The organism is Pseudoalteromonas sp. BSi20429 (genome assembly GCF_000238895.1).
In the GTDB taxonomy this organism is placed as follows: Bacteria; Pseudomonadota; Gammaproteobacteria; order Enterobacterales; family Alteromonadaceae; genus Pseudoalteromonas; species Pseudoalteromonas arctica.
Genome location: NZ_BADV01000072.1, coordinates 1 through 19,940, shown reverse-complemented (window position 1 = coordinate 19,940; position 19,940 = coordinate 1). Strand labels below are relative to the sequence as shown.

At 36.1% G+C, this 19,940-nt stretch carries 17 protein-coding genes and 2 pseudogenes; 18 read left to right on the top strand and 1 reads right to left on the bottom strand.

Going from position 1 to position 19,940, the window contains the following annotated elements; translation table 11 throughout:
- The 18 genes and pseudogenes from P20429_RS20650 to P20429_RS05845 form a co-directional block, all read left to right on the top strand.
- On the top strand, positions 1-767 hold a 767-nt coding region (locus P20429_RS20650), incomplete at its 5' end, for a hypothetical protein (protein ID WP_158307913.1).
- Entirely contained in the window at positions 745-2,016 is a 1,272-nt protein-coding gene (locus tag P20429_RS05775) for a flippase (protein ID WP_007585010.1), read from the top strand. The genes P20429_RS20650 and P20429_RS05775, both read left to right, overlap by 23 nt.
- 4 nt (positions 2,017-2,020) lie before the next feature.
- Complete coding sequence (locus P20429_RS05780; protein ID WP_007585008.1) at positions 2,021-2,932, top strand: glycosyltransferase; 912 nt, start codon at positions 2,021-2,023, stop codon at positions 2,930-2,932.
- Positions 2,929-4,221 (top strand): glycosyltransferase, encoded by a 1,293-nt coding sequence (locus P20429_RS05785; RefSeq protein ID WP_007585006.1) that lies wholly within the window; start codon positions 2,929-2,931, stop codon positions 4,219-4,221. Before P20429_RS05780 ends, P20429_RS05785 begins: the two co-directional genes overlap by 4 nt.
- 2 nt (positions 4,222-4,223) lie before the next feature.
- Positions 4,224-4,964, top strand: coding sequence for a glycosyltransferase family 2 protein (locus P20429_RS20160; RefSeq protein ID WP_202799305.1), 741 nt, complete (start codon positions 4,224-4,226; stop codon positions 4,962-4,964).
- A 1-nt stretch (position 4,965) separates the two neighbouring features.
- Positions 4,966-6,204 (top strand): glycosyltransferase, encoded by a 1,239-nt coding sequence (locus tag P20429_RS05790; RefSeq protein WP_007585003.1) that lies wholly within the window; start codon positions 4,966-4,968, stop codon positions 6,202-6,204.
- Between the two features lie 10 nt (positions 6,205-6,214).
- Positions 6,215-7,333 (top strand): GDP-mannose 4,6-dehydratase, encoded by a 1,119-nt coding sequence (gene gmd / locus P20429_RS05795; protein ID WP_007585002.1) that lies wholly within the window; start codon positions 6,215-6,217, stop codon positions 7,331-7,333.
- Positions 7,334-7,393: 60 nt separating this feature from the next.
- Positions 7,394-8,359: a GDP-L-fucose synthase gene (locus P20429_RS05800; protein WP_007585001.1), complete on the top strand. Its 966-nt coding sequence runs from the start codon at positions 7,394-7,396 to the stop codon at positions 8,357-8,359.
- Position 8,360: 1 nt separating this feature from the next.
- Positions 8,361-8,843, top strand: coding sequence for a GDP-mannose mannosyl hydrolase (locus P20429_RS05805; protein ID WP_007585000.1), 483 nt, complete (start codon positions 8,361-8,363; stop codon positions 8,841-8,843).
- A complete protein-coding gene (locus P20429_RS05810) occupies positions 8,840-10,246 on the top strand; it encodes a mannose-1-phosphate guanylyltransferase/mannose-6-phosphate isomerase (protein ID WP_007584999.1) in 1,407 nt (468 codons plus the stop codon). The genes P20429_RS05805 and P20429_RS05810 overlap by 4 nt, the downstream gene beginning before the upstream one ends.
- Before the next feature lie 174 nt (positions 10,247-10,420).
- Positions 10,421-11,838, top strand: a pseudogene (locus P20429_RS05815) (phosphomannomutase).
- Positions 11,839-11,845: 7 nt separating this feature from the next.
- Entirely contained in the window at positions 11,846-12,607 is a 762-nt protein-coding gene (locus tag P20429_RS05820) for a glycosyltransferase family 2 protein (protein WP_007584996.1), read from the top strand.
- The gene (locus tag P20429_RS05825; protein ID WP_007584995.1) at positions 12,600-13,538 is read left to right on the top strand and encodes an SDR family oxidoreductase; all 939 of its coding nucleotides are present in this window, start codon (positions 12,600-12,602) and stop codon (positions 13,536-13,538) included. Before P20429_RS05820 ends, P20429_RS05825 begins: the two co-directional genes overlap by 8 nt.
- 15 nt (positions 13,539-13,553) lie before the next feature.
- The gene (locus P20429_RS05830) at positions 13,554-14,102 is read left to right on the top strand and encodes a sugar transferase (RefSeq protein ID WP_007584994.1); all 549 of its coding nucleotides are present in this window, start codon (positions 13,554-13,556) and stop codon (positions 14,100-14,102) included.
- Between the two features lie 97 nt (positions 14,103-14,199).
- Positions 14,200-16,155, top strand: coding sequence for a nucleoside-diphosphate sugar epimerase/dehydratase (locus P20429_RS05835; protein ID WP_033026984.1), 1,956 nt, complete (start codon positions 14,200-14,202; stop codon positions 16,153-16,155).
- 295 nt (positions 16,156-16,450) lie between these two features.
- A complete protein-coding gene (locus tag P20429_RS05840; RefSeq protein ID WP_007584992.1) occupies positions 16,451-17,617 on the top strand; it encodes a nucleotide sugar dehydrogenase in 1,167 nt (388 codons plus the stop codon).
- Positions 17,618-17,644: 27 nt separating this feature from the next.
- A pseudogene (locus P20429_RS20395) lies at positions 17,645-17,827 on the top strand (protein CapI); the annotation flags it as partial.
- A 49-nt stretch (positions 17,828-17,876) separates the two neighbouring features.
- On the top strand, positions 17,877-18,224 hold the full coding sequence (locus P20429_RS05845) for a hypothetical protein (RefSeq protein ID WP_007584990.1): 348 nt from the start codon (positions 17,877-17,879) through the stop codon (positions 18,222-18,224).
- Here the strand turns inward: P20429_RS05845 and P20429_RS05850 are convergent.
- Complete coding sequence (locus tag P20429_RS05850; protein ID WP_007584989.1) at positions 18,196-19,638, bottom strand: capsule assembly Wzi family protein; 1,443 nt, start codon at positions 19,636-19,638, stop codon at positions 18,196-18,198. The genes P20429_RS05845 and P20429_RS05850 overlap by 29 nt on opposite strands.
- Positions 19,639-19,940 lie beyond the last annotated feature (302 nt).

Below are 19,940 nucleotides of genomic sequence, written 5' to 3'. Positions count from 1 at the left end.
TGGTTGATAATCCTTTAGTAAAGAATAACAAATGTTTAGTTTGTTTTTCTAGTAACGGCTTGTACTTTCCAAATTTAAATTCTGAATTGGAGAGGGTGCTTTCTAAAGAACGCTATGAATGGGAGAGTATAATACCTTATAATAATTACTCTAGAGTTATATTTGTCAGGGATGTTTATAAGCAATGGTATATTCATGGCATTAATGAAAACTGCAATTCTATAGAAAAACTTTCTCATTTATTAACAAAGCTTTGTGATGGTTATGAAGCAATCTATATAGGTTCAAGTGCAGGCGGTTATGCAGCAGCCTTAGTGGGGAGACTTGCTGGTGCTAAATATTGTTTTAGCTTTGCTGGTCAATTTAATTTGAGGGAGTTACAGAAAGATCCAATCAAAAATAAATTATTGAATGAATATATTGATTATAAATATATGGATATTAGCAATGTTGTAGATAATCTTTATTATTTTGTTCCAATTAAATCTGTTCAAGATTATGATCAGTATAAGCGTGTACGTTTTAATAAGAATATTTACCCTATATTATTCAATTCATCTATTCATGGTATTCCATTCAAGCCATATGCAATGAAAAAAATATTATCGCTTTCTGAAGCTGAATTACAAAAGCTCATTGGCTTAACTCATAACTCTGAAGTATTCTCACTTAAAAACTTAACTGCATCTGACTTTTTGTATTATATGAAACGTAGATTTAAAAACTTAATTTTAAGAAGTACTAATGTTAAAAAGCGTCAACGGTAAATCTTTTTTAACTAATTCAGCATGGCTACTTTTCGATAAGTTTTATCGATTAGGCTTAGGGCTCTTTGTTAGTGTTTGGGTTGCTAGGTATTTAGGCCCAGAACTTTTTGGTGAGCTTGCTTATGTTATATCTGCAGTTATCTTTTTCCAAGCATTATCTAGAGTCGGATTAGATGGTGTTTTGGTCAGAGAGCTGTCTCTAAAGCCTAAAAACAGTAATGAACTAATAGGTACAGCATTTGTAATAAAGTTATTTGCAGGTGTTTTTTCTTATGCTTTAGCGTTTTTACTTTTCTACTTTTTTGAAACTTTTGATTCAACTATTTTGATGGTATTAGTTTCTATTTCTCTTCTTTTTCAAAGTATGGACATTCTAGAGTTATGGTTTCAAAGTCAATCAAAAAACAAAAGTTCAGTAATTGCTAAGTTAATTGCTTATACGTTAGTTAATATTGGTCGTGTTCTTTTAATCTTTACGGAACAAGAGCTTATATATTTTGCCTTGTTTACTGGCTTAGAAATGTTTTTTTCATCTGTCGCTCTTGCTTTTATTTATTCTCGATCTGATTCATTTTTTAATTGGAAATTGTCTGTAGATTTAGCAAAAAAGCTTATTCGAGAGTCTTGGCCTTACTTACTCTCTAGTTTATCAATTGTTTTATACATGAGAGTTGATCAATTAATGGTTAAGAATTTACTAAGCCCTGGAGCGTTAGGGCTATATGCTGCCGGGGTTGCAATATCAGTTCAATTATCTTTCGTTCCCACAATTATTCAACGAACGATTACACCCTTTATTACAAGGAAAAAAGTAGAGTCTGAAGAGCAGTATCAAAGTTTACTAAAAAAAATATTCTGGGTATTTGGAATACTAGGTTGGTTAGTTTGCATACCTTTTTATTTTTTTTCAGAATTACTTATTGTATTGCTTTACGGAGAAGCATATTCAGGGGCTAGTGAAGTATTAGCGATTCATATATTTACTAATCTATTTATAAATATGGGTATCGCGCAAACTATCTGGATGGTTTTGGAAAAAAAAGGGAAATTAGCACTTTACCGAACTCTAATTGGTCTATGTGTTTGCATTTCAAGTAACTTAGTACTGATACCTCAGTTTGGTATTGTCGGTGCCGCTATATCTGCTGTTTTGGCGCAGGCGAGTCAAGCTGTTTTATCAAATATCATTCTCGCACCAGATATATTTTTACTCCAAGTTAAAAGCTTAGTTTTTATAAAGGCTAAATAATATTATGAATATTGAAAAAGAATATGCGCCTGTAGTTTTGTTTGCGTATGCAAGACCAGAACATACTTTACGTACAGTTAATGCTTTGAAAGAAAATTTATTAGCGAATGAAACAGAGTTATATGTTTTTTTAGATTACCCAAAAAAAATAGAACATAAGAATGATTATGATGCTGTTGATGCAATTATTTCTGAGCTAACTGGCTTTAAAAAAGTAAGCATAATTAGACGCAGCGAAAATTTTGGTTTAGCTAAAAACATAATGACAGGTGTCACTGACGTTGTTAATGAGTTTGGAAAAGTAATTGTCCTTGAAGATGACTTAGTTACGTCAAAATACTTTTTAAGTTTTATGAATGAATCATTAGAACGGTATAAGACTAATAAGGAAGTATGGCATATATCAGGCTGGACTTACCCGGTAGACTTTGAAATCAAAGAGGATACCTTTGCTTGGCGTGCAATGAACTGCTGGGGTTGGGCTACGTGGGAAGATCGTTGGCAGCATTTTGAGAAAAATCCAACAGAGTTGATAGAAACTTTTTCTAAGCAAGATATTAAAAAGTTTAATATCGATAGCACCCATAATTTTTGGAAGCAAGTTGAAGCTAATGAATCAGGTCGGCTGAACACCTGGGCTATCTTTTGGTATGCAACTATTTTTAGTAATAATGGGCTATGTATTAACCCCACTAAAACTTATGTGCAAAATATAGGTAATGATGGTAGCGGCGAAAACTGCGGTGCATGGGATATTTTTACCTCTCCTCTAGCTTCTAAAATATGTGATACATGGGTCGATAGCTTTAATGAAAATACATTAGCACTGAAAGCTATAAAAGGTTTTTTCCGAAAAACATACCCAAATATTTTTATAAGGGCTTTTAGGAAGTTTGTAAGGTTAGCTAAAGCATGATTAAAGTTGTACTAGTTTCTAGCTCCGACTCTGCCGGAGGTGCAGCTAAAGCTTCATATCGTTTTTTCTCTGCTTTTAAAGTGTGTAGTAAAAAATTAAATGTTTCATTAGTCGTATCAAAAAAGAGCAAGGCAGATAGCTCAATAATTACTGATAGCAGTTTTTGGATAAGACTTTGCTCATTTATTAGATATGTAGTGGGACGCAAATTGATTTCTCTTCAAAAAACTTCAAATAAGAATTACCATTCAGGTAATTGGCTTCCAGGGCATTTACCTAAATTAATAAAAGAACAAAGACCAGATATTGTTAACTTTCATTGGATTAATGATGAGAGTATTTCAATTGAACAAATAGGTAAAAAACAGCTTTATCCAATAGTATTGACATTGCATGATATGTGGGCATTTTGTGGTTCTGAACATTATGTTAATTCGATAGAAAGCTCACGTTATGTAAATGGTTATAAAAAAAATGACTCTTTATGTGGTAACTCTGGTATAGATATTGACCGAATCGTTTGGAAGAGAAAGTTAAAGGCCTGGGGAGGTAAGAGACTTACTATTGTAACACCGAGTCAGTGGTTAACTGAATGTGCAAAGCAAAGTCAAATCTTTAATTCTGCAAATGTACGTTTCAAAACTATCGCAAACACATTAGATACTAATTTATATAAGCCTTTAATTAAAAAGCCTTTTAGGGACTTGCTCGGAATTCCAGACAACAAAGTGGTCATTGGCTTTGGCGCACTATCTGCGCAACAAGATACAAGAAAAGGTTATGACTTATTAAAGAAAGCTCTAGTAAAACTATCTGAATTACTCGCTGAGAATAGAGCTCCAGGTGATCAAGATATTGTTTTTTTGATATTTGGTGCAGAGGGCGTTGGGAAAAATATTGCAGGTTTTAAAACTTACTCTACGGGACATCTTAATGATGAGGTTGCTATCGCTAGTGCTTATAATGCGATGGATATAATGCTAGTTCCCTCAAGGTTGGAAGCATTTGGGCAAACGGCAAGTGAAGCACAATCATGCGGTGTTCCAGTAGTTTGTTTTGATTCTTCTGGTTTAAAGGATGTAGTAAAGCATAAATCTACTGGTTATCTTGCTGAGTGTTACAATGTAAGTGACTTTGCTGAGGGGATCCTTTGGTGTCTATCAAATAAATTTGAGTTATCTAAAATGGCGAGAGAAAGAGCTTTGGCATGCTGGTCATATGCAGTTATTAATACACAATATGAAGAACTCTATACAGAAATATTGAATAACGATTATGGCAATGAATGATTATGGCAATGAATGATAATTTAAAATTAAGTGTTATAACGATAGCTTATAACGATCTGGCAGGGTTGATTCGTACATGTAATTCTATTGAAGTTCAAACTTACAAAAACTTTGAACACATTGTTATCGATGGTGGATCTAATGATGGAACTGAGAAATTTCTGAGTTGTAGGACTACTGAATTGTCAAACTATGATTTTATTTCTGAGCCAGATAATGGAATTTATAATGCAATGAATAAAGGTATTAAATTAAGTTCTGGAGAATGGATTATATTTATTAATGCTGGTGATGAGCTTGCAAGTAATACAACTTTAGAGTGTGCTTTAAGTTTACCAGACTTTAATTCTTCTGAGTATATAGTTATTTATGGCCACAAGGTAAATAATTTAAAAGAGCTTGTCCGATCTCAGCCAACTCCAAAAATGCTCAGGAATGGCGAGTTTTTTGCTTGTCATCAGGCAATGTTTTTTAGAGATAAAACATTTTACGATGAAACTTACAGAATATTCGGCGACTTTGAACTTTTAGCCCGTTTATATGTAAAAAAAGGTTTTAGTAAGTTTAAGCAAATTGATTTGCCAATAGCTATTTTTGAAGGGGATGGCATTAGTTCAAAAGTTACTAGATTAAAAAGGATTGAAAAATTTAGAGCTATTTACACTAATTTCGGTCTAGCTGGCATCTTAAAAAATTATTTATTTAACCTCGTTTTCTGGAAGAAACTACTTAAAAGGAAATAACTTGAATAAGAAAAACTTAGTTAACAATATTTCTTTTTTTGCATTTTCTCTCTCACAGGGAGGGGCCGCAATAGCTGCAAATAGAATAAAAGATGCATTAATTAAATTTGGGATTGAGATTGATTGTTACGTTGTAGATGATGTTACAGGCCTTAAAAAGTTATCACATTTATCTTTAAGGGTAATTTCTCATGCCTTGGGCCGGATATTTAATTATAGTTATAAAAATAAAGTTTCATTAAATATCTTTAGTTCTACTGCAGCTGTGAGTCTAATAAACTCTAAAAGCTCCCTATTACACGTTCATTGGGTAAATAACGACTCTATCTCTATTAAAAAGATGAAAGAGTTAACTATAACCCATACTTGCCTAGTGACTTTACATGATGAATGGCTTTATTGTGGTAATGAGCATTATGCTGAGGAAAGGTTTAAACACTATACTAATATTATTGACAAAAAGTTTAGTATTCCTTTTTCCTCGGATCATACATTTAAACGTAAAATGAAATATTTAAGTGACGCAAGCTTTGAAATTACGGTTCCATCTACATGGATGAAATCTAGAGTTGAGCATAGCGCTTTATTATCTAATAAAAAAGTCCATGTCGTCGGTAACGCCGTGCCTGTAGATATTTTTTCACCTAATTTGCCAAACTCTTTAACTCGAGAAGAACTTGGCATATCGGACTCTGATATTGTAGTGCTTTTTGGCGCTGTTGGCGGTGGTTCTAACCCTTTAAAAGGGGCTGACTTATTGATTCGTGCTCTTAAATTACTGGATGAAACTCTTCCACAAAGCAAAAAAAATAAAGTTAGGCTTGTGGCATTCGGTGGAGAATTTGATGGCAGTGATATTCCAAACTTTGACGTTATCAAAGTTGGCCATGTCAAGTCACAAGAATCAATGGCAAATTTATATAGGTTAGCAGATTTAACTATTGTGCCATCTAGAGCTGAGGCATTTGGCCAAGTAGCTGCTGAAAGTTGTGCTTGTGGTACACCAGTCGTGGCTTTTAATTACTCGGGTTTAAAAGACATTATAATTAATAATTATAATGGTTATCTTGCAGAGCCTTTTTGCCCAAGAAACTTAGCTGAATGCATTGTTAAGTTTATTAGCCTAGAAAAGCCGCAGTTAGATTTAATGTCAAAAAATTCTGTGAAATACATAAACGAAAAGTTTAATCCTGCGAAAATCGCTTCGGATTTTAATGGAATATACCAAAAATTAATATAGTGAGTTTTAAATGAATAAAGTAGCTTTAATCACGGGTGTTACTGGTCAAGATGGATCTTATTTGGCTGAATTTTTGCTTGAAAAAGGCTATGAGGTACATGGAATAAAACGTCGTGCTTCAAGCTTTAATACTGAGCGTGTGGATCATATTTACCAAGATATCCATGAGGAAAACCCTAAGTTTTTTCTTCATTATGGCGATTTAACAGATACATCAAATCTAACACGTATCTTAAAAGAAGTGCAGCCAGATGAAGTATATAACTTAGGCGCACAGAGTCATGTTGCAGTTTCGTTTGAAGCACCTGAATATACAGCAGATGTTGATGCAATGGGTACACTGCGTTTGCTTGAAGCAATTCGTTTTTTAGGGCTTGAAAAGAAAACAAAGTTTTATCAAGCATCTACTTCTGAGCTTTATGGTGAAGTACAAGAAATTCCACAAAAAGAAACAACACCATTTCATCCGCGTTCACCTTATGCTGTGGCAAAAATGTATGCCTACTGGATAGCAGTAAACTACCGTGAGTCATATGGTATGTATGCATGTAATGGTATTTTATTTAACCATGAATCACCGCGTCGGGGTGAGACCTTTGTTACCCGTAAAATCACCCGTGGCTTGGCCAATATTTCCCAAGGTTTAGAAAAGTGTTTATATCTGGGTAATATGGAAGCATTACGTGATTGGGGTCATGCTAAAGATTACGTACGTATGCAATGGATGATGCTACAACAAGATAAACCAGAAGACTTTGTAATTGCAACCGGTAAGCAAATCTCTGTACGTGAGTTTATTAATCTTTCAGCTAAAGAACTAGGTATTACCCTAAACTTTACAGGCGAAGGAGTTGATGAAATCGCGACAGTTGTAAGTATTGAAGGTGATAATGCTCACGCACTTACTGTCGGCGATGTTATTGTAAGAGTCGACCCTCGATACTTCCGCCCTGCTGAAGTTGAAACCTTACTAGGCGATCCAACAAAAGCAAAAGAAAAACTAGGCTGGGTACCTGAAATAACTGTTGAAGAGATGTGTGCAGAAATGGTGCAAAATGATTTAGCTAAGGCTAAGCAGCATGTGTTATTGAAAGAGCATGGATATAAAGTTAACGTATCTGTCGAATGATTTTATAATATCGTTAATAAAATAACCCAGCTCTATGCTGGGTTTTGTTATGGAATAAATATGAATAAAAAACGTATTTTTGTTGCCGGTCATAATGGAATGGTTGGCAGTGCGATTGTTAGGCAACTTAAAGCATTGAGTGATGTTGAAGTAATTACTCGTTCGAGAGATGAACTTAACTTACTTAGTCAAGCGGATGTACAAACTTTTTTTAGTGAAAATAATATCGAGCAAGTTTATTTAGCCGCAGCTAAAGTAGGTGGAATCGTCGCTAATAACACCTACCCTGCTGAGTTTATTTATGAGAACCTTACAATACAAAATAATATTATTCATAGCGCTTATATTTCAGGTGTAAACGATTTATTATTTTTAGGTTCATCGTGTATTTACCCTAAGCTTGCTGAACAGCCAATGCGAGAAGATGCGTTACTAACCGCTATATTAGAGCCAACCAATGAACCCTATGCCATAGCTAAAATTGCAGGTATAAAAATGTGTGAGTCATATAATCGACAGTATGGCCGTAATTATCGTTCAGTAATGCCGACTAATTTATATGGTGGAAATGATAATTTTCACCCTCAAAACTCGCATGTTATTCCAGCTCTAATACGTCGTTTTCATGAAGCTAAGCTAGCGGGTGACTCTAAAGTAGTTGCGTGGGGATCAGGTAAGCCTATGCGCGAGTTTTTGCATGTAGATGATATGGCTGCGGCCTCTATTCATGTAATGAATTTAAGTAATGATATTTATAAAGCCAATACGCAAGAAATGTTAAGTCATATAAATGTGGGTACGGGAGTTGATTGTACGATTCGCGAACTAGTTGAAACCGTAGCTAAGATAACTGGTTTTTTAGGTGAAATTGAGTTTGATGCGACTAAGCCTGATGGTGCCCCGCGTAAGTTAATGGATGTATCTCGACTTAAATCTTTAGGTTGGGAATATACGATTAGTTTAGAAAATGGTTTAAAAACAACTTATGAATGGTTTTTAAATAACCAAAATAATTTTAGAAAATAATATGTTTTTAGAACAAGCAATATTTACCACAGTGATTGATAGCACCCCTTTAGTTTCAATAGATTTGGTTGTGATTAATGAAAACAATCAAGCGTTATTAGGTAAGCGCCTAAACCGACCAGCTAAAGATTATTGGTTTGTGCCAGGTGGGCGAATTTTAAAAAATGAATCGTTAGAAGATGCCTTCAAACGCTTAACAAAAGGTGAATTAGGCGAACAATATTTAATAAATGAAGCATCTCTTTTAGGTCCTTATGATCATTTTTATGATGATTGCGTGGTTAATGAGGCAATAAGTACTCACTATGTTGCTATTGCTTATATATTAAAAGTTAAAAGCAACATACTGGGAAATTTGCCAATTGCAGAACAGCATAGTAACTATAATTGGCTATCTATCGAAGAATTGCTAAATGATAATGACGTACACAAGCATACAAAGTGGTACTTCGAAGCAATAAATACTAGAGGAATCTTAGAGTGATTTTACCAGTAGTAATGGCGGGCGGTTCAGGCACGCGTTTATGGCCACTTTCGCGCGGCAACTATCCAAAGCAATTTTTAACATTAAGCGGTAAACAAACAATGCTGCAAAATACGCTAAGCCGTTTAACTGGTCTAGCGCATAGCCCCGTCATGCTTGTTTGTAATGAAGAGCATCGCTTTATAGCTGCAGAGCAAGTTCGTCAATTAGGAGTTGAACATAGCGGTATGTTTTTAGAGCCTGTAGGGCGAAATACAGCTCCAGCTATAGCCCTTGCTGCATTTAAAGCGGTTGAGAAAGGTACTGACCCACTTTTATTAGTATTAGCCGCTGATCACATAATTGATGATATAGAAGCATTTCAGCGCAGTGTTAATCAAGCGGCAAAGCTTGCCAAGCAAGATAAATTAGTAACCTTTGGTATTGTGGGTAATAAACCAGAAACTGGCTATGGCTACATTAAAAGAGGAGAGCAATTTCAAACTGGTTTTGTTGTAAATAGTTTTGTTGAAAAGCCAGATGCCTCTACAGCTAAGGAATATATTGCCAGTGGTGATTATTACTGGAATAGCGGTATGTTTTTATTTAAAGCGAGCCGCTATTTAAATGAGCTTAAAACATACCGCCCTGATATTTATGATGCATGCGAAAAAGCTATGCAAGTACAAAATAACGATTTAGATTTTATACGTGTTGATAAAGCTGCATTTGAAACCTGTCCTGATGAGTCAATAGACTACGCCGTTATGGAGCATACAAAAGATGCTGTTGTTGTCGCTATGGATGCAGGTTGGAGCGATGTTGGCGGATTTTCTGCGTTATGGGAAGTATCATCACAAGACGAAAACGGTAATGTATTTACCGGTGATGTAAAAGCAATTGATACTAAAAACACCTTAGTATTTGGCGAAGATAAACTGGTAGCTACAGTGGGCGTTGAGGATTTAGTTATTGTAAATACAAAGGATGCATTACTGGTTGCGCATAAAGACAAATCGCAACATGTAAAAGCGATTGTTCAGCAACTAAAAGACGAACAACGCTCAGAAGCGAAATTGCACAGAGAAGTATATCGCCCTTGGGGTAAGTATGACTCAGTTGACAGCGGTGAACGTTTTCAAGTTAAACGTATTACAGTAAAACCTGGTGCTAAGCTCTCAGTGCAAATGCATCACCATCGGGCTGAGCATTGGATTGTGGTTTCGGGTACTGCTAAAGTACAAATAGATGATACTGAACAGTTTGTAACTGAAAATGAATCTGTTTATATCCCAATTACAGCCGTACATGCATTAGAAAACCCGGGTAAAGTTAATTTAGAGTTGATAGAAGTGCAGTCAGGTTCATATTTAGGTGAAGATGATATAGTGCGCTTTGAAGACCGTTACGGCAGAGTAAAATAAATCTCCTAGCTGCAATGTTAGAAATAATATTTAGGCTGCAGCTTAATTGTTATGTGGTGTTAATTTTAATACCACAGATCCCATTCTCCCCTAAAGCTAGTTTAAATAAAAAATAATCATTAGTGTGTGGGTGGGCTTTTGTTTTTTATAAATAAAAAAGAATTTGGTAATATTATGGATAAAAAATTAATAAGTTCAGGAGTGATTGCCACAAGTGGAATAGCTTTTGGTACAAGTGGTGCACGAGGTTTAGTTGTCGACTTTACTCCAGATGTATGTGCAGCATTTGCCATAGCATTTACGAACTCGATTAAAAGTGATTTTTTTTTGATGCCGTGGCAATCGCAATAGATAACCGCCCAAGTAGCTACGAAATAGCGCAAGCGTGTGTAAAGGGCTTAGAGCAATTAAATATAAGAGTTGTTTATTACGGCGTGTTACCGACTCCAGCATTGGCATATAAAGCAATGCAAGACGATATGCCAAGTATAATGGTAACGGGCAGCCATATTCCTTTTGACCGCAACGGGCTTAAGTTTTATCGTCCAGATGGTGAAATTACCAAGCAAGATGAGCAAGCTATTTTAAATGAAGCTGTTTCATATACTCGAGTCGATACAGAAAGCTATGTGGAATTGACTCAAAATAATGCAGCAAAATTTGCATATATTGCCCGTTATTCTGAATTGTTTGATGCTCAAACCTTGCTAGGTAAAAAAATAGGTATTTATGAGCACTCTAGTTCAGGACGTGATATCTATAAGCAATTATTTGAGGAGCTCGGTGCTGAGGTAATAAGCTTAGAACGTAGCGATATATTTGTTCCTATAGACACTGAGGCTGTATCTGATAGTGATCAGCAAAAAGCGATAGGCTGGACAAAGAAATATGCTTTTGATGCAATATTTTCAACCGATGGTGATGGTGACCGCCCGCTTATTACTGATGAGGACGGAAATTGGTTACGCGGTGATATTTTAGGGCTTTTGTGTAGTCAGTTATTAAATATTGACTCATTAGCTGTGCCAGTAAGTTGTAATACCGCTATTGAAAAGTCGAACTTATTTAAGCAAGTTATACGTACTAAAATAGGCTCACCTTATGTTATTGCTGAATTTGCTGGGTTGAATAAAGGCAATGCTCGTGTAGCTGGATTTGAAGCAAATGGAGGGTATCTGTTAGGTTCGGACATTGATTTTAATGGTAAGCACCTAGCCGCACTTCCTACGCGAGATGCAGTACTGCCGGCACTTGTATTGTTAGCTCAAAAAGAATCAATATCGCAACAACTTGCCAAGTTGCCAAAGCGTTTTACTGCGAGTGACAGGCTGCAGCATTTTCCAAAAGAACAAAGCTTTGCAGTAATTAGCGAGCTAAAACATGATGCCTCTGCTTTCTTAATTAAGTTAGGCTATGAGCTTGCGTATGACGTAAATACAACCGATGGATTACGAATTACAGTCGATAATGGGGATATTGTACATTTGAGGCCTTCAGGTAATGCCCCAGAGTTGCGTTGTTACGCTGAATCGAGTTCTGAAGAAAAAGCTAAAAATTTAGTAACAGCTACTTTTAGTTTAATTCAACCTTAGGAAACGAATGAAAGTTTCGATAATAACTGTTTGTTATAACAGCGCAGCAACTATTAATGACACTATCACTTCAGTGTTGTCCCAAGACTATAAAAATATTGAATATATAGTTATTGATGGTGGTTCGAGTGATGCCACCTTAGATATTATTAATAAATACCGCGAGCAAATTAGTGTAGTGATCAGCGAGCCTGATAAAGGCATTTATGATGCCATGAATAAAGGTATTAAAAATGCGACAGGAGATATTGTTGGTATTTTAAATTCAGACGATTTTTATGAAACTAAAGACGTGATTACTGAAATTATAAATAACTTTGACGTAGATACAGAAATAGTATTTGGCGATCTTATTTTTGTGAAGCCAGAAAATATTGAAAAAATCACTCGTTTTTATTCTTTACCTCGTTTTAAAGCTTGGAAGTTGAGATTCGGTTGGATGCCGCCTCACCCGGCAACATTTATTAAAAAATCAGTTTATGATAAATATGGTCTGTATAAAATTAACTATAAAATATCTGCTGACTATGAAGTGTTTGTTCGGTTTTTATTAGTTAATAAAGTTAACTTTAAACATATCAATAAAATTTTGGTGAGAATGCGAGATGGCGGTGTTAGTACCTCAGGCCTAAAAAGCTCACTAACGTTAAATAAAGAAATAGTAAAGGCCTGTGAAGAAAATGGTATTTACACTAATATTTTTATTTTAATGTCAAAACTTCCCTTTAAATTATTAGAACTGTTGAAGAGACCGAAAGCTAATGACTAATGTTTTAATTACTGGCGCTACAGGCTTTGTAGGTAACCACTTAAAGAAAACAATTGATAATAGCTATTCTTTAAAGTTACTTAGTCGCACTGGCTTACAGACAGGAAACCACTTTAATGCAGATATTACTAAAGATACTCACTATTTAAACATATTGAATGGCGTTGATATTGTAATACATTGTGCTGCTAGAGTGCATATAATGGATGATGCAGCAAGTGAGTCCCTTAGTGAATTTAGAGCCGTTAATACAGAAGGCACTCTCAATTTAGCTAAACAATCGGCACAGTCAGGTGTTAAACGTTTTATATTTGTTAGCTCTATAAAAGTTAATGGCGAAAGTACAACTAACAAAGCTCCCTACACCGCGTTAGATGTTCCTAATCCTGAAGATCCGTATGGGGTTTCTAAAGCTGAAGCTGAACAGCAATTATTAGAGTTGGCTAAAAAAACAGGGATGGAAATTGTTATTATTAGGCCTCCTCTTGTTTACGGCGAAGGTGTCAAAGCAAACTTCGCCTCACTAATGCGTTTTGTAGATAAAGGTTTACCATTGCCTTTTAAAGCAATTAAAAATAATAAACGTAGCTTAGTGTCTGTTTATAATTTGGTTGATCTAATTAAAGTATGTATTGAACACCCTAAAGCGGCAAACCAAGTGTTTTTAGCCAGTGATGATCATGACTTATCAACTGCTGAAATGGTTGCACTGATGACTAAGCTACAAGGTAAAAAAAACTTAGCTCTTCCAGTGCCTGTTTGGTGTTTTAAATTAGCCGGTAAATTACTTAATAAAGGTGATGAGATTGATAGGCTGACTGGTTCTCTTCAATTAGATATTACTCATACGAAGAATACACTTGATTGGACTCCACCATATTCTGTTGAACATGGTTTTAAACTGGCTGCTAAAAAGTCTTCAATAAAATAATTAATGGATTTATAAATGATACGTTTACTTGACTTTTTGTTTTCACTTTTTGGTTTGTTATTTACGTTACCGTTTTTAGTTATTTTATACATAATTGGTTTATTTGACACTGGTTCACCTATATTTATGCAAGAACGCGTTGGCCGTAATAAAAAGCCATTTACGTTAGTAAAATTTAGAACAATGACTGTTGATACCGCTTCAGTTGCAAGCCACCTAGCTAGTACTGCATCAATAACACCTTTTGGTGGTTTTTTGCGTAAAACAAAGTTAGACGAACTTCCTCAACTTTGGAATGTACTAAAAGGTGAAATGAGCTTGGTTGGACCTCGCCCAGGTTTATTTAATCAAGAAGAGTTAACCCAAGCACGCGATGCCAAGAATATATTTGATGTACGCCCGGGTGTTACAGGCTTGGCACAGGTAAACGAAATAGACATGTCAACTCCAGAGTTGCTAGCTAAAACAGACAAAGAAATGATTGATACACTCACAATTGGTAATTATTTTAAATACATAGTAATGACAGTAACAGGGAGTGGGAGTGGTGATAGGGTTAAATAATTCGAAATATACTTCAGTTATTATGCTTTTATAATACCAGTCTCTCTTTATATTTGACACTTAGAACCTTACCTTATGTATCAGAGGAAAACTTGCAGTGGAAAGTTTTATTCGTACTATTTTGAATGCATCACGGGCTAAAAAACGCTTAATTACTTTATGTATTGATTCGTTATTTATAATGCTGGCATTTTGGTTAGCATTAATAGTGAGACTTGATAGCCTAGAGCCCTTAAAACAATTGGATAACTGGCTTTTGTTGGCATTATTAACGCCTATAAGTTTATATACGTTTGTAAGTTTGGGGCTATACCGAGCTGTTCTCCGGTACATGAACTCGCAAGCTATATGGGCGATAGTACTTGGTACTGTTATAACAACTGTGATTTTAGTTTTACTTGCGTTTTTTATGGGTATTAATATACCACGTACGATGCCATTCATATTTGCGTGGTTGTGCTTATTAACTGTCGGTGGTTCACGCGTATTGGTACGCGCCATGATTGGTAGAATGACGACAAATAAAAAAGAATCTGTGATTATTTATGGGGCGGGCTCTGCTGGGCGGCAATTAGCGACTGCTTTAGGTGCTGGCCCTGAGTACTTTGTTAGTGCATTTATTGACGACGATGCCACTAAACATGGCTCAATCATTCAAGGTATACCTGTCGTATGTTTCAAGGACATCTACGAGCTAATAAATAAACGCAAAGTAAGTAAAGTTTTATTAGCATTACCTAGTGAAACTCGCGCACGCCGTAAAGAAATACTTGCCCAATTAGAGCCCCTCACCATTAAAGTACTTTCTATCCCAGGAATGGCTGATGTTGTAGAAGGCAAAGCTAAGCTTGCTGAAATAACAGAGGTAGGTGTTGAAGATTTACTAGGCCGGGACCCAGTAGCCCCTAAAATGGATTTAATGACCGCTAACATAGCTAATAAAGTGGTTATGGTAACAGGGGCTGGCGGCTCGATTGGTTCGGAGCTTTGCAGACAAATAGTTAAACAAAAACCAACAAAACTTGTTTTATTTGAGCTCAGTGAATTTGGCTTATATTCAATAGAAAAAGAGCTTAGTGAGTACATTATTAATAATAACCTTAATATTGAGTTGGTGCCTATAATGGGGTCGGTGCAGCGCATCAACCGCATTGAAACAGTAATGAAAACCTTTGGCGTACATACAGTTTATCACGCAGCTGCTTATAAACACGTTCCATTAGTTGAACATAACGTTGTTGAAGGTGTACGTAATAATGTGTTTGGTACTTATTACTGTGCTAAAGCCGCAGTTAATGCAGGCGTTGAAAATTTTGTGCTTATATCTACCGACAAAGCAGTACGCCCGACTAATGTAATGGGGGCGACTAAACGTATGGCTGAATTAGTGCTGCAGGGCTTAACGCAAGAGCAAGGTGTTAAGCACAAAACACGTTTTTGTATGGTGCGCTTTGGTAATGTACTTGGCTCTAGTGGCTCTGTTGTGCCGCTATTTCGCAGGCAAATAAAAGAGGGAGGCCCAATAACGCTTACACACCCTGATATAACACGCTTTTTTATGACAATTCCAGAAGCAGCTCAACTAGTAATACAAGCAGGCGCTATGGGCAAAGGTGGTGATGTATTTGTACTTGATATGGGCGACCCCGTTAAAATTAAAGATCTTGCGACTAAAATGGTGCGGCTTTCTGGTTTTGAAGTTAAAAGCGACACTAACCCACATGGTGATATCGAGATTAAGTGTACGGGCCTACGCCCAGGCGAAAAGCTTTACGAAGAGCTATTAATTGGTAATAACGTTGGGGAAACAATACACGAACGTATAATGACAGCCAGTGAAGTAATGCTACCTTTAGCTGAGCTTAATGTGTTTATAGAAGCGTTAGATATTGCATGTCATAACTTTGATCACGAATCAATACGTCAATTGTTACTAGATGCACCAACAGGCTTTAACCCAACGGATGGTATATGTGATTTAGTTTGGAATGCTAAGGCTAAAAAGTTAGTTGAGGATGTCGCAAAAGATAATATAGTTAACATAAGCAGTTAATAATATAAACTGTACAAGTGCAAAGTAAGTAGCCTCTAAAGTTTACGTATATTTTAGGTGAGGTTTTATACCTCGCTTTTAATGAGGTTAAATAAAATAAGAATGAAGGGAATTAGCATCTACTACTTGGTGTATATTTCAATATGTTCATCCTGCTCTTACCCATATTATTCTGCAAAAAATATTTAGTAATATATTCGATATTACATTCTAGCTAAAGTCTTTTAGCTAGAGCCTAATTTATAACTCTGATAGAATCATTTTATTACTTATTAACTAACCTTAAAGGATTAATATGAAAATTGCCGTAGTAGGTACAGGCTATGTAGGCCTTTCTAACGCTATGTTGCTAGCACAACACAATGAAGTGGTTGCATTAGATATAGACGAACAAAAAATAGCGCTATTGAATGATAAAAAATCACCAATAGTTGATACCGAAATTAGTGAGTTTTTAACTCGCAGCGACTTAAATTTTACAGCTACTACCGACAAAGTAGCAGCCTATAAAAATGCTGACTTTGTAATTATTGCTACACCCACTGATTACGATGTAGAAAATAATTACTTTAATACAAACTCTGTAGAGGCTGTAATTAAAGATGCCACAGCGCATAACCCAAATGCAGTTATGGTTATTAAATCGACGGTACCTGTTGGCTTTACGCAAGGTATAAAAGAAAAACTTGGTATTAATAACTTAATATTTTCGCCAGAATTTTTACGTGAAGGTAAAGCACTACACGATAACTTATACCCATCACGTATTGTTGTTGGTGAGCAAAGTGAGCGCGCAACTGTGTTTGCAAGCTTACTTAAGCAAGGCGCTATAAAAGAAGATATTGAAGTACTGTTTACCGACTCAACTGAAGCCGAAGCTATTAAGTTATTCTCAAATACTTACTTAGCAATGCGCGTTGCTTATTTTAATGAGCTTGATAGCTACGCTGAAGCACATGGCTTAAACTCTAAGCAAATTATACAGGGTGTTAGCTTAGACCCTCGCATTGGTAGCCATTACAATAATCCATCATTTGGTTACGGTGGTTACTGCTTACCAAAAGACACTAAGCAACTACGTGCAAACTATGCAAATGTACCAAATAATATTATTGGTGCAATTGTAGATGCTAATACTACGCGTAAGGACTTTATTGCAGACTCAATAATTAAGCGCAGCCCTAAAGTGGTTGGTGTATATCGTCTAGTAATGAAAACAGGGTCTGATAACTTTAGAGCTTCTGCTATTCAAGGCATTATGAAGCGCATTAAAGCTAAAGGTATTGAGGTTGTAGTTTACGAACCAGTACTTGAAGAAAATGAGTTTTATCACTCTCGTGTAATTAAAGACTTAAATGAGTTTAAGCAAATATCTGACGTTGTTGTATCTAACCGCATGGTTGAAGAGTTGAGTGATATTGCTGACAAAGTTTATACTCGCGATTTATTTGGTAGTGATTAATAAACAAAGTTTAAAGGCTAGGTATAAGCTATTGAAGCTGAACTAGGCACTGAAGCTAAAAAGAACTTCCCTGAAATGCAAGCCGGCGATGTTTATAAAACTTATGCTGATACTACAGATTTATTTAATGCAACAGGCTATAAAGCGCAAGTTGGTGTTAAGCAAGGCGTAAGTGAGCTTATTAAGTGGTACAAAAGCTTTTATAAATAAAGGTTACAATTTGTAAGTCATTTAAAAACACTGTTTTCAATTTGAGGCAGTGTTTTTTATTGGCTTAAATAAAGTTAGGTTAGATGAGCGCGAAATAAATTCGCACCTACAGGGGGGATATATTGTAGGTGAGGTTTTATACCTCGCTTTTGGTAAAGTTAGGTTAGATGAGTGCGAAGTAAATTCGCACCTACAGAGTGCATATATTGTAGGTGAGGTTTTATACCTCGCTTTTGGTAAAGTTAGGTTAGATGAGCGCGAAGTAAATTCGCACCTACAGGGTGCATATATTGTAGGTGAGGTTTTATACCTCGCTTTTGGTAAAGTGAAATTAGATGAGCGCGAAGTAAATTCGCACCTACAGGGTGTTAAAAATTGGCAAATACACCTAATCTAGCAAACGTTTCCCCGTATACATCCTTGCCTTGATACAGCTCAGCTCCCCAACTTTTAGCGCCCATTATTGGTTTACTTAACTTACGTGTGTATGCCGTTTGCAGCTCGTAACTTGTTTTATAACCATCACGTTTATTTTCAAGCATGCGAATGGTGGTATTTAAGCTTTCTATTTTACTTAATTGCCAATGCCAGTTTACGCTCATAGATTTAGCCGGAGTGTAGTCGGTGTAGTCGTGTTCATCACCCGCCCAGTGGCCAATTACATTGCCAGAATTACGGTTACCATCTTTATATATACTATTTGCATACCAGCTCTTTTGCCAGTTACTGTGCTCAAAACGTAAGCTGTGGTTGTTAGCAATAAAAGGTAAATAAACACCAAAGCTATATGCATTATTGCGAGAGCCACCTAATGTGTCTTCAAGTGCTACTTCACCATATAACTCATAAGGCAGTGCATAAATACTGTTATTGTAAGTGAATGTTATAGAGCCTAGTTGATCTCCAAGCTCAAAGTCTGCATCAACTTCCTCTGCATCCGACCTGGTTATATTATCTTTGCTGCCAGGGGTAAAAAAGCCTTCTGCAAAGTCTTTTAACGTAACACTACGCGGACCACCACCAAACTGCATTAAGCGGCTTAGGCCTATTGTTAGATTATCTGTTGCTGCAAAACTGGTATGTAAACCAAATAAATAAGGCTTACCGGGTGTAAATTCATTACCGTTTACAGGGTCGTAGTTACCTTTACGGATCCCACGTTGTTCTGTCATTTTACTAATAAACATATCGTAACGAATATTAAAGCTGGTTATTGGCTCTACATTACTAAGCGTTATAGAAGGCGTTGTTTTAGCTTGTGTGCTTAATAGCATGGCACTGTCGTTAAAAGGTGAGTACCAATGTTCGCGGTAACCTACATCTAACTGCGCGTATTTATTACCAAGGTAAAAAAAACTTTGTGTAGGTAATATTTCGTCTTCGTTGGTTATGCCTGCAACACTTACACCAAAGTAACGCCCGAAGTTAGCGTAAGCGCCACCTTCAACAATTAAGTTGGTTTTAGTGGTTTGGCCGCGTTGGTTCGGCAGTGTTTTATCTTTTGTGCCAGCAGCAAGCGTTACTTTTGCAAATGTACCCGCATCGCTTTGAATGTAGGGGCTAAGTTGGTACGAAAGTGTTTGATATAGTTCTGGGTAAGTATGCCTTACTGTTTGCAGCACTCTATAAATATCGTGCGCTTTATAAGGCTTGCTCATAATATGTGTGTTTTTACTTACGGCTAAAAGTCGTTGTACTTGGTGCTCAAGTTCTGGGGCTTGATTTAAAGGTAAATAAGGTGATACGCCACCTTTAGCAACAGCATTTGCACTGATTGCCATCCCGATAAACAGTGATATTTTTTTGAGCATAATTATTCCGTTAGCAAAAGTTTGTTTAAGTAAAAACGTAAACGCGAGGTTAGCAATAAACGCCTAAGTAAGGAAGAAAAAAGCGATATATTAGTGGTTAGTAATTGGCGTATATAAGTTGTAGGGAGGTTTTATATCTGGCTTTGGTAAAATTAAATTAAATTAAATTAAATTACATAAGCGCGAAGTGAATTCGCACCTACAGGAAGCATATATTGTAGGTGAGGTTTTATACCTCGCTTTTGATAAAGTTATGTTAGATGAGCGCGAAGTAAATTCGCACCTACAGGAAGCATATATTA

Coding starts and splice junctions, on each gene's coding strand:
- P20429_RS05775 (WP_007585010.1), top strand. CDS start 745: ATGTTAAAAAGCGTCAACGGTAAATCTTTTTTAACTAATTCAGCATGG.
- P20429_RS05780 (WP_007585008.1), top strand. CDS start 2,021: ATGAATATTGAAAAAGAATATGCGCCTGTAGTTTTGTTTGCGTATGCA.
- P20429_RS05785 (WP_007585006.1), top strand. CDS start 2,929: ATGATTAAAGTTGTACTAGTTTCTAGCTCCGACTCTGCCGGAGGTGCA.
- P20429_RS20160 (WP_202799305.1), top strand. CDS start 4,224: ATGGCAATGAATGATAATTTAAAATTAAGTGTTATAACGATAGCTTAT.
- gmd (WP_007585002.1), top strand. CDS start 6,215: ATGAATAAAGTAGCTTTAATCACGGGTGTTACTGGTCAAGATGGATCT.
- P20429_RS05800 (WP_007585001.1), top strand. CDS start 7,394: ATGAATAAAAAACGTATTTTTGTTGCCGGTCATAATGGAATGGTTGGC.
- P20429_RS05805 (WP_007585000.1), top strand. CDS start 8,361: ATGTTTTTAGAACAAGCAATATTTACCACAGTGATTGATAGCACCCCT.
- P20429_RS05820 (WP_007584996.1), top strand. CDS start 11,846: ATGAAAGTTTCGATAATAACTGTTTGTTATAACAGCGCAGCAACTATT.
- P20429_RS05825 (WP_007584995.1), top strand. CDS start 12,600: ATGACTAATGTTTTAATTACTGGCGCTACAGGCTTTGTAGGTAACCAC.
- P20429_RS05830 (WP_007584994.1), top strand. CDS start 13,554: ATGATACGTTTACTTGACTTTTTGTTTTCACTTTTTGGTTTGTTATTT.
- P20429_RS05840 (WP_007584992.1), top strand. CDS start 16,451: ATGAAAATTGCCGTAGTAGGTACAGGCTATGTAGGCCTTTCTAACGCT.
- P20429_RS05850 (WP_007584989.1), bottom strand. CDS start 19,638: ATGCTCAAAAAAATATCACTGTTTATCGGGATGGCAATCAGTGCAAAT.